Raw genomic sequence first — 14,704 nt, forward strand, 5'->3', positions numbered from 1 at the left:
GCAGGGTGGCGATCGATTCCGCCTCGGCGGCAGGGCCGTAGGACTGGCTCATGCCCATGCAGCCGAGGCCGATCACCGAGACCTGCAGCCCCTGGCTGCCGAGTTTGCGGTTGCTGAGGGTCATTGCCGTTCTCCTTGGGGCTGAGGAAAACTATAGCGGCCGCTCCTCCAGTTTCCATAGCTGTTCGGCGGAAGAACAGCGCTTCCCTTGACAAAACCCAGCCGCAAGCGCCTTTGCCGGCGGCCATTGGGGGCCATGGGGATACCAATGAAGAAGATCTACGAGAAGCCGACGCTGGACCGGCGTCAGCAGCTCTCGCGCGTCACGGCGCTCATAATTCCTTCGGACCACTAACCGAATATTGTCGTCGCCATTGCAAAGCCCACTGCCGAGGCTCAGCGGTTTTTTGCTGCCGTCGGATCGTAGCGCTGCCAGAAGCAGGCGGTCAAAATTGACAGAGCAGCCGATCTCCAGCATCCTTATGCCGCCGCCATGTCTTGCGGTCTTGTGTATGAGTGAGCCATGGCCAGTTCCGTCACCAGCCAGAATTCCAAGCGCGCCGCGGTGCGCAAGGCGCTCGACCGCCACAAGGTCTACGTCACCGCGCAAAGCTTTTCCGGCGGCGTCTACTCGGCCCGCGTGCTGGTCGACGGCGAGGCCTACTGGGTCGACGAGTTCCGGCTGAGCCAGCTCCAGCAAGGGCTGTCCCCGGCCGAGCTAGACCTGACGCCCGCCTCAGACGATTGAGCGTGATCTCCACATTCTTCGCACCGCGCTGGGAAATTTGAAATGTTGGCGGGACAGCACTGTGCAGGAACGCGGCGCCGGGAAGGTTCGTCCGCCGCCGCCGCTCCCGCCTGACCCATGCCAACCCCGCCAACACTCAAGGCCTATCGCGCCAAGCGCGAATTTACGAAGACGCCGGAACCGGCGGGCGGGCTCATTTCAGGCGACGGCAACCGCTTCGTCGTCCACAAGCATCACGCCACCGCCGACCATTACGATTTGCGCCTGCAGGTCGGCGGCGTGCTGAAAAGCTGGGCGGTGCCGCGCGGGCCCTCGCTCAACCCGGCCGACAAGCGGCTCGCAGTCGAGACCGAGGACCATCCGCTCGAATATATCGACTTCGAGGGCGTCATTCCCGAAGGCGAATATGGCGGCGGGCCGATGATCGTCTGGGACACCGGCACCTGGGCGCCGATGGACGATGTCGACAAGAGCCTGCGCACCGGCGCCTTCAAGTTCCGGCTGGCCGGCGACAAGTTGAATGGCGGCTGGATGCTGACCCGTCTGAAGCCCAAGCCCGGCGAAGACAGCGAGAAGAAAAACTGGCTGCTGTTCAAGGAGCGCGATCTCGCCGCCGATACCGGCCTCGACATCCTGGAAGCGCGGCCGGAAAGCGTGAAGTCCGGCAAGCGGATCGAGGAGCTGGTGGCGCCGCCGAGGAAGCCGGCCCGCCTGCCGCCCAAGCCCGGCGCGCTGAAACCCGGCGCGTTGTCCGGTGCGGTCAGGGGCGATCCGCCGTCGCGCATCGAGCCGCAGCTCGCCACGCAGGTGCCGAAACCGCCGGGCGGGCCGGTGGAAGACACAGGTGAACTCTGGCTCCATGAAATAAAATTCGACGGCTATCGTACCATGGCGCATGTCGGAGATGGCGAGGTCAGGTTGATCACCCGCGGCGGCATCGACTGGACGAAGCGTTACGGCGACCTGCCGCAAGCCTTTTCCCGGCTACCGCTCAGCCAGGCGATCATCGACGGCGAGATCATGGTGCTGGACGAGAAGGGCATCTCGCGTTTCGCGCTGCTGCAGGATGCGCTGTCGGCGGGTGCGGGCAGCAAGCTCCATTTCTATGCCTTCGACCTGCTGCATCTCGACGGCTGGGACCTCCGCAAGGCGCCGCTCGCAAACCGCAAGGCCCTGCTCGCCGAACTGCTAGCCGGGCAGGGCGCTACCTCCGCCATCCAGCTGAGCGACCATGTCGAAGGCGACGGACAGGGGCTGTACGATCAGGCCTCGATCCTTGGGCTGGAAGGCGTCGTCTCCAAGCGCGCCAACGCCATCTACCAGAGCGGCCGCACCAAGAGCTGGACCAAGGTCAAGGCGCTGGAGACCGGCGATTTCATCATCGCCGGCTACACCGTCTCCGACGCGGCCGAAGGACTGGCGGCACTCGGCATGGCTGAATTCGCGGATGGCGAACTGCACTATCGCGGCAAGGTTGGCACCGGCTTCGATGCCGCTACGGCGGGCGACTTGCTGGCCCGGCTGCAGCCGCTGCGCGACGGCGCGACAGCACCCGAGGGTGTGCCGCGCGAGATCATGCGCGAGATGAAATGGGTGCGGCCGATGCTGTCGGCCCGCATCCACTACGCCAACCGCACGGCGGACAATTCGCTGCGCCACGGTGTATTTCGCGGCCTCAGGGATGTCGGCCTGTCGACGCCGGTGTTGCCGAAGCGCAAGCGGCTGATCGCCGAAGCCGATCTCGCCACCATCTGGGTGACCAATCCGGAGCGGCGGCTGTTCGGCAAGACCGGGCCGACCAAACTCGACATCGCCGTCTATTACGCGCTGGTCGGCGATTTCATGCTGCCGCACATTATGGGCCGCCCGGTGTCGCTGGTGCGCTGCCCGACGGGCCTGCCGAAGGACTGTTTCTTCCAGCGCCACGCCTTCACCGGCATGCCGCCGTCGGTGGTCACTTTTGACGCCACCAACTCCGAAGGTGAAACCACATCCTATCTGTCGGTCGAGGGAGCAAAAGGCTATCTGGCGCTGGCGCAGTTCGGCGTCGTCGAGTTCCACACCTGGGGCACGCATCGCTTGAGCCTCGACAAGCCCGACCAGATCGTTTTCGATCTCGATCCGGGTGAGGGCATCGCCTGGCGCGAGGTGGTCGAGGCCGCCGTCCACATCAAGGGCGAATTGGAACGGCTCGGCCTGGTGCCGTTCGCCAAGACATCCGGCGGCGGCGGCATCCACATAACCGTGCCGGTGACGCAAAAGCAGAACTGGAAGAAGCTGCACCAGGCTACCAGCGCCATCTCCACGCATCTGGCGGCCACGGCGCCCGACACTTTCACCACCACAATGGGCAAGGAAAACCGGAAGCGCCGCATCTTCATCGACTACCACCGCAACGCGCGCGGCCACACCTCCGCGGCGCCTTATTCGCTGCGCGCCCGCACCAACCTGCCGGCGTCGACGCCGGTGAGCTGGAGCGACCTTGAGACGATCGATGCGCCGCAGGATCTGAACTATTCCTCGCTGCCGGGGTTGTTGGCGACCTCGGGCGACCCCTGGGCGGACATGGAGGATTTCGCGAGGGATTTGCCGGCCTTCAAATAAGGTTTTTCTCCCCATTTCATGGGGGCGAGGAACCCAAGTCCATCGACGCTTCGGACAATTTGAATTATTCTCGGCCTTGGACCTTCAGGGCACTGGAAGATTTCGCTAGGGATTTGCCTGTAGCGTGCCCGGTCGGTGTAGGATTTCCGCAGCACCATTCGTCCTTTGGACGAAGCGCTGCAGTAAGCATGATCCCGAAAAGTGGCAACCGGTTTTCGGTAAGATCATGCTCAGTCTGAAATGTCAGTGCGTGGCCGCGTAGGAGAGTATCATGGCGCCCAGGGCAAGTTGGAAAGGTTACCTCAAGCTCAGCCTCGTCAGCTGTCCGGTCCGGCTCTATCCGGCAACGACGACCAGCGAGCGCATATCGTTCAACCAATTGCACAAGAAGACCCACAACCGCATCAACATGAAGCCGGTCGACCCTGAACTCGGCCTCGTCGAGCGCGCGGACTTGGTCAAGGGTTACGAATACGAGGACAAGCAGTACATCATCATCGATGAGGCCGACCTCGAAGCAGTGCGCATCGAATCCAATCACACGATGAACATCGAGGCCTTCGTCGACGAAGACGAGGTCGACGTCATTTATCAGGATGCGCCGTACTACATGGCGCCGGATGGCGCCATGGCGGAGGAAACCTTCGCCGTGCTGCGCGAGGCCATGCGCAAATCCGGCAAGCTGGCCATTGCCCGCCTTGTCCTGTCCAGCCGCGAGCGCGTGGTGACGATCGGCGCGCGCGAGAACGGCATGTTCGTGTGTACGTTGAGGAACCCGAACGAAGTGCGCGGCACGGCTGAATATTTCGGCAACATCCCGGCCGGCAAGCCGGATCCCGAAATGCTGCAATTGGCCGAAGCGCTGATCAAGCAGAAGGAAACCACCTTCGATCCGAAGAATTATGAGGACCGCTACGAGATCGCGCTGATGACGATGATCCGCGAGAAACTGAAGGGCCATAAGCCGATCATTGCGGCGGCGCCCGAGCGTGGCAATGTCATCAACCTCATGGACGCGTTGAAGGCGAGCCTGTCGCAATCAGCCAAGCCGCCGGCCAAGTCGAAGAGCAAGGCCGACGACGCTGAAAAACCTGCCGCCAAGGGTAAGGCGGGTGCGGCCAAGGAAAACCCGTTGAAGGCCAATCTGCTCAAGGCCGTCGGCAAGAGCAAGGGGTGACGGCGCCGACCGGTATAATTCCGGGCGCCGTCTTCGGCACCATCGGCGCGCTGGCGGCATTTCCGCTGCGGCTCGCGGCCCGCGAGGTGGAGCGTCAGCACGGCCAGTTGCGGCGCGGCGTCACCAGGCGCACCAGCCATGTTGTGTTCGGCCGAACGCTGATCGCCAAGGCCGGCACGGCGAAGGGCGGCGATGCCGAGATCGAATGCCGTGTCGCGGCCGTGCGAGCCGCCGGCCGCACGCTCCTTAGCGAAAATGGCTTCCTGCGCCTGCTTGGTCTGATGAAGGCGCCGGAGGCGTCTTCGCTGTCCAGGCAGTCTCTCGTCGACCAGTCCAGACTGTCCGGTGCCGACCTCGACCTGCTCAGCCTGTTCGACGCCTTCGAGCACGATTGTGAGCCCTACTCGTTCCGCGATCTGATCCTTGCCCGCAAATATGCCGGGCTGGTCGCCGGCGGTGCATCCTGGGGCGCGATCGCGCGCTCCGTGCATCGCTCCGGTCCGGTCGCTTCGCTCACCGCCAAATCGCTCAATGTCGGCTCGCAGCATGGCCGGCCCGATCAGATCTATCTCGAGGATGGCCAGAGCGAACTCGACGGCCAGCTGCTGTTCGATCTCGGCAGCGCAAGCGCAGCCGGCGACGACACGCTGGAAGAATTGTTCGCCGAGGCTGAAAGCGCGGAAGAGGAGGGCCGGCACGACGATGCCGCGGCGCTCTACCAACGCTGCCTCAGCATCGATCCGAGCGACGCCATCGCCGCGTTCAACCGCGCCAATTGCTTGCGTGGCGCCGGTCGCGTGGCCGACGCGGCGCATGACTATGCAAGAGCGATCAAGCTCGATCCGGCGTTCGTCGAGGCCTGGTTCAACCTCGCCGGGCTGATGAGCGACGAAGGCAAGATCGCCTCGGCGCGCCGGCATCTGGTCAAGGCCATCGCGCTCGACAAGAGCTACGCCGATCCGGTGTTCAACCTTGCCCGGCTGGAGTTCGACGCCGGCAATCTGACCGAAGCCCGCCGCCACTGGGTGCGCTATCTCGAACTCGATGCTGACAGCGAATGGGCGCGCACTGCGCAAAAGGGGATACAGTTCGTCGATCTGCAGCTGGCGCGGACGGCGGGGTGAGGCTGCCGTGGATAATCTTGTTCAGATTTCGAGTATGGGATTAACCGCGTGCTTCATCGTTTTGGCGGTGCAGGAGGCCGCGAGCTGCTCTTCTACTGGAGCAATGGCTGGAATTTTTTCGAAGACAGCAAAATCAATTGGGCCACATATTACAACCGCAGAACTTGGCCATTTCCCCAGCGCCCCGAGGACCGTATGTCGAACAAGCAGCGCGTTTGCTTCGGCCGGCCATTCTTCATCGTGCTCGTAGGGTTTTTTGCAGCCATTTTCACCCATGTTACCCTGCATCCGGAGCAGTGGCGTAAGGAAGTTCACGGTTCCAAAACCACCTACCACTATATCGGGGTCCCGCAGCCTGATGCCCACTAGCTTCCTCTTCGACGGCTTTGACACAGCCCCGGTCACCATCGTGCTGGCCCACGGCGCCGGCGCATCGATGGATTCGCCTTCGATGACCGCCACCGCCAAGGCGCTCGCCACCGCCGGCTTCCAGGTCGCGCGCTTCGAATTTCACTATATGGCGGCCCGCCGCTATGGCCAGCGCAAGCCGCCACCGCGCGCCGAGACGGTCAACCCGGAATACATCAAGGCCATCGCCGATCTGAGGGCGAGGGGCGTCGCTGGTCCGCTCATCATCGGCGGCAAGTCGATGGGCGGGCGCGTCGCCTCGATGGTCGCCGACGAGATGTTCGCCAAGGGCGAGATTTCGGGCCTCATCTGCCTCGGCTATCCCTTTCATCCGCCAGCCAAGCCCGAGCAACTCAGGACAAAACATCTCGCCGACCTCAAGACGCCGACGCTGATCTTCCAGGGCACCCGCGACGAGTTCGGCACGAAAGAAGAGGTCGCGACCTACGGCCTTTCCAAAGCCATCGAGGTGATCTGGCTGGAGGATGGCGACCACGACCTGAAGCCGCGCAAGAGCGTGTCGGGGTTTTCGACCGCCGATCATTTGAAGACGCTGGCCGGGACGGTGAAGGCGTGGACAGGGCGGATCGTTTCCTGATCGCCAAATGAAAATCGCCACCTTCAATATCAACAACATCAACAGCCGGCTGCAAAACCTGCTGGCGTGGCTGGCGGCAGCCAAGCCCGATGTCGTCTGCCTGCAGGAGCTGAAGGCCCGCGATACGCAGTTTCCGCGCACGACGCTTGCGGCGGCCGGCTATGGCGCGGTGTGGAAGGGCGAACCGACCTGGAATGGCGTCGCCATACTCGCGCGCGGGTCCAAGCCGGTGCTGACCCGTGACGTCCTGCCCGGCGATACCGCCGACAAGCAGAGCCGCTACATCGAGGCGGCCGTGAACGGCATCGTCATCGCCTGTGTCTACGCGCCCAACGGCAACCCGCAGCCGGGGCCGAAATTCCAGTACAAGCTGGCCTGGCATGAAAGGCTGGAGGCGCATGCCGCAGAACTCTTCGACACTGGCCTGCCGGTGGCGCTGGTCGGCGACTACAATATCGTGCCCGAGCCGCGCGACATCTACGCCACCCGCTCCTATGACGACAACGCGCTGGTGCAGCCGGAAAGCCGGGCGTCGTTCCAGCGTCTGCTCGAGCAGGGCTGGACCGATGCGCTCCGCAAGAAGCATCCGAAGGAAACGCTCTACACATTCTGGGATTATCGCCGCAACCGCTGGCTGCGCGATGCCGGGCTGCGGCTCGACCACATCTTGCTGTCGAAGAAACTGGCGCGCCGCCTCACCGCTGCCGGCATCGACCGCGGTGTCAGAGGTGAGGACGGCGCCAGCGACCACGCGCCGGTATGGGCCGAATTGAAGTGAATTTGGCTGCGTGATCGCGCCCACTTTCGTGGGCGCAGTTTTGCACTATTTGTTTCGTGCGGCGGCCGCATGAGGAGCAAGGTGCGGCACCGGAGGGGAAGTCCGATGGACAGGTTGGCCGAAAGGCTGTTTGCGCTTCCGCTGCTGGCGGCCGCTTTGGCTTGTCTGGTGCGGGCGTATCTGCTGCTCGGCGACAGAGATTTCAGCTGGAGCGGGATCGATCACATGCTGCACGGCCCAGCCACGCTGCGACCGGTGGTGTTCCTGACCGTCGGCGGGCTTTGCCTGCTTGGCGCCCTGTTGTTCTGGGCCAGACTGCTGCCGGGTCGGCGAAGCCAGCCTGCTGGAACGCCGCTTTTTGGCCGCGACGCCGAGATCGACCCAAAGGGCCGCCCCGGTCTGCGGCGCGCCTTCCTCATGTTGCCGGTGCTCGCCGTGTTGGCGCTGCTGGCCGACCACTTCCCTTGGGCGCGTGACGCCGGCCCGGGCGCTGAGGTGGCCGCCCCGAACGAACCCAAAGCCGAGCCGAAGGACCAGGGCATCGACGGTGTCCCGCCGGACCTGGCGACGCCACCGGCCCCGCCGAGTTCGCCGCAGGTCACCATGCCGCCCGAGCCAACTCCGCCGGTGCAGGCAGCCAAACCGCCCGAGCCGGCGCAGCCTACGCCTCTGGCTGCTCCCCCTCAGCCGCCACAAGTCGCACTCGCTCCGGCGACACCGCCACCGGAGACTGCTCCACCGCCGGCTCCGGCCACGCCACCGCAAACCGTCGCGCCGTTGCCGCCGCCTCCGCCGGCGCTGCCGACCGAGCCCGACGGCCACCGCGACGCCGTCGTCTGGCTCGCCGTCTCGGCCGATGGCCGCGACGTCATGAGCGCCAGCACCGACCACATGATCAAGCTCTGGGACGTCGCCGGCAAGCGGCTGATCCGCAACCTTGGTGAACACAAGGACATGGCGCGCACGGCGCTGTTCATGCCCGACGGCGCCACCGCGCTGACCGCCGGCGACGATGGCGAGATCGTGCTGCGAAAGCTTGCCGACGGCGCGGTGCTGCATGTCTTCTCGTCGGGCGCGAATGGCGGCGTGCGCAAGCTGGCGATCAGCCCGGACGGCAAGCGCGCCGTCAGTGGCCACGACACCGGCAACGTCATCGTCTGGGATCTCGTCAACAAATCGGTGCTGCATGTGATGACCGGACATGACTGGCCGATCAGCACGGTCGCAATCTCGCCCGACGGCACGCGCGCGCTGAGCGGCTCCATCGACGGCACGCTGAAATTCTGGGACGTCGAAAGCGGCAAGCAATTGCGAAGCTGGCACGGCCACGAGCAGGGCACCTACGGCGCCGTCTTCACCGCCGACGGCCATCATGTCGTCACCGGCAGCGGCGACTACACGATCAAGCTCTGGGACCTCGACACGTTTCGGGAATTGCGCCGCTTCGAGGGCCACGAAGGCACCGTCTATACGCTGGCGCTGTCGGCCGACGGCAAGCGCCTGGCCTCCGGCTCGCTCGACGGCACGGCGCGGCTGTGGGATCTCGGCACTGGAGACCAGATCGCCATGTTCGACAGCCGCACCGGCCCGATCTACGCCGTTGCCTTCGCCACCGACGGCACACTGGTCACCGGCGGCGACGATCGCACCATCAGGGATTGGCCGGCGGCTGGCGGCGATGGCGAAATCCTGTTCGCCGGCGCACCGCAGTAGCGACATCAAATGCTTTGGATATTCCAGAACAGCCTGGCTTGCGCTATGGATTACTGGTGGCTGCAAATGGATTGGGGACGGTGAGCAACAACGAGTGGGCGCCCAAAGTGGATACACCTGTCTACAGCCCGCCCAAGTCGCGTCGCCGAGGGGTCCTTATCGTCGTTCTGGTGTTGCTGGCGGCTTTTGTGCTGCTCGGTCCTGGCCGAAATTACTATGTGCAGTGGTCAGCGGCACAAAAGGGTGCAGCGGCTCTCCAGGCAAAGGATTATGCCGAGGTATTCCGTCAAATGAAGATCATGGCGGACGCTGGCAATGTTGACGCAAAGGGCAGCTTGGTGCGCTGTACTGGCGCGGGGAGGGCGTGGCTCATAACGACAGCCAGGCGGTGTATTGGTGGAAGAAATCCGCCGATGGCGGCAATGCGGAAGCCATAGCAGCACTGGGTCAGGCCTACCTTATGGGCAGGGGCGTTGAAAAGGACAGTCGGCTTGCCGAGAGTTTCTCACGAAAGGCCGCCGATAAAGACAACATGAATGGGCAGTACCAGCTCGGCGTGTTGTACTGGCAGGGCCAAGGGGTCGCGCAAAATTATGAGCAGGCGCTCTATTGGTGGCGCAAGGCGGCCGATCAGGGGAGCGGCGAGGCTGAATATTCTCTCGGCCAAGTCTATTTAAATGGCCAAGGGGTCGAAAGAAACGATCAACTGGCGTTGAAGTTTTCCAGGCAGTCAGCCGACAAGGGCAATACGAACGCTCAGTACGCCCTCGGCGTCCTGTATGCGCAGGGTCGGGGTGTTGCGCAAAGCTTCGAGCAGGCTGCCTCATGGTGGCGCAAGGCGGCTGACCAAGGAAGCCTGGAGGCCGCTTTCTGTCTCGGACGCGCCTACTATCTTAACCAAGGCGTCAAGAAGGATGATCAAGCCGCCATAGTGTGGGTGAAAAAGGCAGCCGATCTGGGTGAGCCGAATGCCCAGGCTTTGCTGGGCACTTTGTACTCGCGGGGCCACGGCGTTGAGCAGGATGACCGCCTTGCGTTCGGGTGGTGGATGAAGGCCGCAACCACCGGTCTGACAGAAGCGCAATACGCGGTGGCGGCCGCTTATGGCCAGGGAAAAGGTACCCCTGGGACGACGGCCAGGCGTTTGCGTGGATGAGCAAAGCCGCCAATCAGGCCTTTGTGTTCGCCCAGTCGAATCTGGGCGGATACTATTCGATGGGCCAAGGCGTCGAGAAGAGCGCCGAGCAGGCGGTCTATTGGTGGCGCAAGGCCGCGGAAGCGGGGAATGCCGAAGCCGGTGCCAATCTGGCCCGGGCGTATTCGCTCGGCGAAGGCGTGGGACGGGACGATGCGTTGGCCGCGACTTGGGCGCAAAAGGCGTCCGACGGGCGAAACGCCGACGCTCAATATCTGCTTGGTATCCTCTACAGCCAGGGCCGCGGCGTTGCGCAAGACAATGATCTGGCCTTCCGATGGTGGATGAAGGCTGCTGTCCAAGGCCATGTGGTAGCGCAGTATAATGTCGGGGTCGTGTATCGGGACGGGCAGGGCGTCGGGAAGGATGAAAGGCAGGCGTTCGAGTGGCTGAGCAAGGCTGCCGACAAGGACAATGACCTTGCGCAGTTCGCTCTCGGTGGACTGTATTGGGATGGTCTAGGAGTAACGAAGGACCCCGTTCAGGCGGCAAGGCTCTGGCGCAAAGCCGCCGACCAGCGCAATGCATTCGCGCAGAAAGCGCTCGGCACGGCCTATTGCGAGGGTGTTGGCGTTGCGCAAAGCAGTGCGGATGCGGCGGGCTGGTGGCTCAAGGCGGCGCGGCAGGGAAATGTGGATGCCCAGCTCGCCTCAGCGTATGCCTCGGCCAACGGCGTGGGCATTGCCAGAGACGACAAGGCTGCCGAGTCCTGGTGGCTGGAAGCCGCAAAGGCCGGCAGCGTCGATGCCGAGTTCAGTCTGGGCTCGCTCTACTACCGCGGCGTCGATGGGAAACCAAACTACAAGGAAGCCGCCAAATGGTTCTTCAAGGCGGCAGGCCACGGCAGTTCCGGCGCCAAGACCTATCTCGACCTGATGAAGGAAAACGGCCAGCTCGACAGCAAGATGCTATGAGCCGAGTGCATAAGCGTCGCCGTCACGCCTTCCGTTTGAGGCGTGACACTCGCATCGCACGATGCGAAGATTCATTTGCCGCTGCATCTCGAGAATCCCATGCCCCTCCACATCGTCGAAGCCTCGATTGCCGACCTGCGCCGGGCGCTGGAGGCCGGCACCGTCACCAGCGTCGAGCTGGTGGGCGCTTATCTCAGGCGCATCGCGCACTACGACCGCCATGGCATCGCGCTCAATGCCGTGCCGGTGCTTAACCCGGCAATGTTCGAGGAGGCGGCGGCGTCCGACCTGCGGCGGCGCAATGGCGCCACCCTCGGGCCCCTCGACGGCATCCCCTACACCGCCAAGGACAGCTATAAGGTGAAGGGCCTGACGGTGGCTGCTGGCTCGCCCGCCTTCGAGCATCTCGTCGCCAATGAGGACGCTTTCACCATTGCCAGGCTGAGGGCCGGTGGTGCTGTGCTGATCGGGCTGACCAACATGCCGCCAATGGCGAATGGCGGCATGCAGCGCGGCGTCTATGGCCGCGCCGAGAGCCCCTGCAATGCCGACTATTTGACCGCGGCCTTCGCTTCCGGCTCGTCCAACGGCTCAGGCACGGCCACCGCCGCCAGCTTCGCCGCTTTCGGCCTCGGCGAGGAAACATGGTCTTCCGGCCGCGCGCCGGCGTCCAACAATGCACTTGTCGCCTACACGCCGTCGCGCGGCGTCATTTCGGTCAGGGGCAACTGGCCGCTGGTGCCGACCATGGATGTGGTGGTGCCGCACACGCGCGGCATTGCCGACATGCTGGAGCTGCTCGATGTGATCGTCGCCGACGATGCCGAGACGCGCGGCGATTTCTGGCGCGCGCAGCCCTGGGTGTCGATCGCGAAAAGCGCTGATCTCAGGCCGCCAAGCTACACTACACTAGCCTTGGAGGGCTCGTTGAAAGGCAAACGCCTCGGCGTGCCGAAAATGTATATCGGCCGCGACGGCGGCGCGCCCAAACCCATCGAGACCCGCGCCTCGGTGCTCGACCTCTGGCGGCAGGCGGCGCGTGACCTGGAAAAGCTCGGCGCGGAGGTGGTCGAGGTCGATTTCCCCGTCGTCTCGAACTATGAGCGCGACCGTCCGGGCACAAAAACCATGGTCGAACGCGGGCTGGTGCCGGAAGCCTTTGCAGAGCGCGAAATCTGGGATCTCTGCATCTGGGGCTGGGACGATTTCCTGCGCGCAAATGCCGATCCGGCGATCCCCGATCTGGCTGCGGTCGACGGCCCAAAGATTTTCCCGCAGCCGCCGGGCGCGCTGCCGGACCGCTATGGCGACGACGGTTTCGATCTGGCCGACTACGTCACGAGCGCCAAGCAGGGCGTGATGCCATTGTTGGATATCCCAACGCTGGCGGAAGGTCTCAAGGGATTGGAGGCGACGCGGCGCATCGACTTCGAGGACTGGCTGGACGAGCACAGGCTCGACGCCGTCGTGCTGCCGGCGGTCGCCGATGTCGGCCCGGCCGATGCCGACGTCAACCAGACCTCTGCAGAAATCGCCTGGCGCAACGGCACCTGGGTCGCCAATGGCAATCTGGTGTGGCGTCATCTCGGCATTCCGACCGTCACCGTGCCTATGGGAACGATGGCCGATATCGGCATGCCGGTCGGGCTGACCTTTGCGGGCAAGGCCTATGATGATGCGGAGTTGCTGCGGCTCGCCGGCGATTACGAGCGCGCCACCCAACGCCGCACCAGCCCGCCGCGCACGCCGGAATTGCCGGACGATGTGTTTGCGGGGCGGCCTGGTGGATTGCGGGCCAGCGATGCGCCGACGCCGAGGCTTACGCTTGTTGCCGAGACGACGCGGCGAGGAGACCAGGCCGAGATCGCCGTGACGGTTGAACTCGATGCGGAGACCGCTGGCGTCAAGGTTCACGTCAATGGCGAACCGGTCGCTCTGCGGCGCAGCGGCACAAGCTTTCACGGTCGCATCCTGGTGCCGGCCGGCGAGCATGAAAGAATGCACAGTGTGTGGCGAGGCGCTTACGGCTCGATCGTTACGGCCGTCATGCGGCTGGAGGATGGACGCACGGCTGGTGCTTACGTGGTCGCGGGTGGAATCGGGTGAGGGTACAGGTAATCTCCCCAAGGGGGAGATCAGCAGCTTCGCCGTCTTGACCCTCCCATCGCCCGCGTTATCTTCGCGCCATGCCAAACCTCGCTCCCCTCATCGTCATCGATCTCCAGACCAACATGTTCGACGGGCGCGTCGAGCCGCCGATCCATGATGCGCCGGGTATCGCCGAGCGTACCCGCTCGCTGATCGACTGGGCGCGGCGCGAGGGGCGCCGGATAGCGTTCGTGCGGCATGATGGGCCGGCCGGCGATCCGCTGGCGCCGGGCGAGCCGGGTTGGCCGGTATGGCCGGAACTCGGCCAGGCCAAGGACGAGCCGACATTCTCCAAGACCGTCCGCAACGCCTTCTCGAATGCCGAGCTTGGCGCCTGGGTGGCCGGGCAGGGGGCCGGCGAAGTCGTGCTCGCCGGAGCGCAGACCGATTTCTGCATCGCCGGCACCGTCAAGGGCGCCCTGGCCGAGGGCCTCGGCGTTACCGTCGTTTCCGATGCCCATTCCACGCTGGACACTGAAGGCGAAACCGCGACCGAGATCATCGCCCGGTACAATGCGGACTTCACCGATGCCGGCGTCACGCTGGTGACCACGAAGGCGCTGACCGGCGACTGAAGCACCGCGCTTCGAAGAGTGGGAGACTGCCGTGCCAACCCTGAAATTGCCGGCCGAAGGCGGATGCCGCTGCGGACGTGTGCGGCTCAAGATTTTCGCAAAACCGCTTTTCACCATGGCTTGCCATTGCATCGGCTGCCAGCGCATGTCGGCCAGCGCCTATTCGCTGAGCGCCGCCATCCCCTCCGACGGCTTCGAAATCATGCAAGGCGTGCCGGTGATCGGCGGGCTGCACGGCGCCTCGCGTCATTACTTCTGCCCACATTGCATGAGCTGGATGTTCACGCGCCCCGAAGGGCTCGACTGGTTCGTCAATCTGCGTCCGACCATGCTCGACGAGCCTGGCTGGTTCACGCCGTTCATCGAGACATGGACCAGCGAGAAACTCCCCTGGGCGACGACGCCCGCGGTGCACAGTTACGAGGCGCTGCCGGCCTTCGAGGAATATGAGGGGCTGGTGGCGGAGTTCGGTGAAACTGCGAATCTCCCCCCTTGAGGGGGAGATGGCCGGCAGGCCAGAGGGGGTCGCATCGCGTGAAGCGCCAACCTCCATCTGCCGCATGAGGCCGAGCCTAGTCGAACCGACCCCCTCTGTCGCCTTCGGCGACATCTCCCCCTCGAGGGGGGAGATAAGCCCCGCTAACAATTTCATCGAATCGATTGCGCAAACGTTTCGATCGCACTAAGCTCCCTCAAAATCCGCCATCAGAGCGGACGGGAAA

At 64.2% G+C, this 14,704-nt stretch carries 13 protein-coding genes and 1 pseudogene; 12 read left to right on the top strand and 2 right to left on the bottom strand.

Translation table 11 applies throughout. The annotated features are described in order from the left end of the window. Positions 1-124 (bottom strand): annotated as a pseudogene (locus NKI61_RS16500) (aldo/keto reductase); the annotation flags it as partial. Between the two features lie 399 nt (positions 125-523). Here NKI61_RS16500 and NKI61_RS16505 point away from each other — a divergent pair. The 4 genes from NKI61_RS16505 (at position 524) to NKI61_RS16520 (ending at position 5,653) form a co-directional block, all read left to right on the top strand. Further along, a complete protein-coding gene (locus NKI61_RS16505; protein WP_023673483.1) occupies positions 524-748 on the top strand; it encodes a hypothetical protein in 225 nt (74 codons plus the stop codon). 117 nt (positions 749-865) lie between these two features. Beyond that, positions 866-3,352, top strand: coding sequence for a DNA ligase D (gene ligD, locus NKI61_RS16510; protein ID WP_023708720.1), 2,487 nt, complete (start codon positions 866-868; stop codon positions 3,350-3,352). Between the two features lie 271 nt (positions 3,353-3,623). Next, positions 3,624-4,529: a non-homologous end joining protein Ku gene (gene ku, locus NKI61_RS16515; protein WP_023685883.1), complete on the top strand. Its 906-nt coding sequence runs from the start codon at positions 3,624-3,626 to the stop codon at positions 4,527-4,529. After that, positions 4,526-5,653, top strand: coding sequence for a tetratricopeptide repeat protein (locus tag NKI61_RS16520; RefSeq protein WP_023708721.1), 1,128 nt, complete (start codon positions 4,526-4,528; stop codon positions 5,651-5,653). Before ku ends, NKI61_RS16520 begins: the two co-directional genes overlap by 4 nt. Before the next feature lie 21 nt (positions 5,654-5,674). Here the strand turns inward: NKI61_RS16520 and NKI61_RS16525 are convergent, their stop codons facing one another. After that, positions 5,675-6,121 (bottom strand): hypothetical protein, encoded by a 447-nt coding sequence (locus NKI61_RS16525; protein ID WP_198018664.1) that lies wholly within the window; start codon positions 6,119-6,121, stop codon positions 5,675-5,677. On the opposite strand from NKI61_RS16525, the gene NKI61_RS16530 reads away from it, so the two are divergent. From NKI61_RS16530 to NKI61_RS16565, 8 genes are all read left to right on the top strand, one after another. Further along, positions 6,012-6,659, top strand: coding sequence for an alpha/beta hydrolase family protein (locus tag NKI61_RS16530; protein ID WP_023708723.1), 648 nt, complete (start codon positions 6,012-6,014; stop codon positions 6,657-6,659). The genes NKI61_RS16525 and NKI61_RS16530 overlap by 110 nt on opposite strands. 7 nt (positions 6,660-6,666) lie before the next feature. Continuing rightward, complete coding sequence (locus tag NKI61_RS16535; protein WP_023708724.1) at positions 6,667-7,437, top strand: exodeoxyribonuclease III; 771 nt, start codon at positions 6,667-6,669, stop codon at positions 7,435-7,437. A gap of 105 nt (positions 7,438-7,542) precedes the next feature. Further along, positions 7,543-9,150 (top strand): WD40 repeat domain-containing protein, encoded by a 1,608-nt coding sequence (locus tag NKI61_RS16540; protein ID WP_023749536.1) that lies wholly within the window; start codon positions 7,543-7,545, stop codon positions 9,148-9,150. Positions 9,151-9,493: 343 nt separating this feature from the next. After that, a complete protein-coding gene (locus NKI61_RS16545; RefSeq protein WP_352840100.1) occupies positions 9,494-10,306 on the top strand; it encodes a tetratricopeptide repeat protein in 813 nt (270 codons plus the stop codon). Then, positions 10,195-11,259 carry an SEL1-like repeat protein gene (locus tag NKI61_RS16550; protein WP_352840081.1) on the top strand — a complete coding sequence of 355 codons (1,065 nt, stop codon included), beginning with the start codon at positions 10,195-10,197 and terminating at the stop codon, positions 11,257-11,259. Before NKI61_RS16545 ends, NKI61_RS16550 begins: the two co-directional genes overlap by 112 nt. A gap of 99 nt (positions 11,260-11,358) precedes the next feature. After that, entirely contained in the window at positions 11,359-13,365 is a 2,007-nt protein-coding gene (locus NKI61_RS16555; RefSeq protein ID WP_352840082.1) for an amidase, read from the top strand. Positions 13,366-13,445: 80 nt separating this feature from the next. After that, the gene (locus NKI61_RS16560) at positions 13,446-13,982 is read left to right on the top strand and encodes an isochorismatase family protein (RefSeq protein WP_352840083.1); all 537 of its coding nucleotides are present in this window, start codon (positions 13,446-13,448) and stop codon (positions 13,980-13,982) included. A gap of 31 nt (positions 13,983-14,013) precedes the next feature. Next, positions 14,014-14,478, top strand: coding sequence for a GFA family protein (locus tag NKI61_RS16565; protein WP_352840084.1), 465 nt, complete (start codon positions 14,014-14,016; stop codon positions 14,476-14,478). The last annotated feature ends 226 nt before the right edge of the window (positions 14,479-14,704 follow it).

Source organism: Mesorhizobium sp. M0514 (assembly GCF_040321145.1).
In the GTDB taxonomy this organism is placed as follows: domain Bacteria; phylum Pseudomonadota; class Alphaproteobacteria; order Rhizobiales; family Rhizobiaceae; genus Mesorhizobium.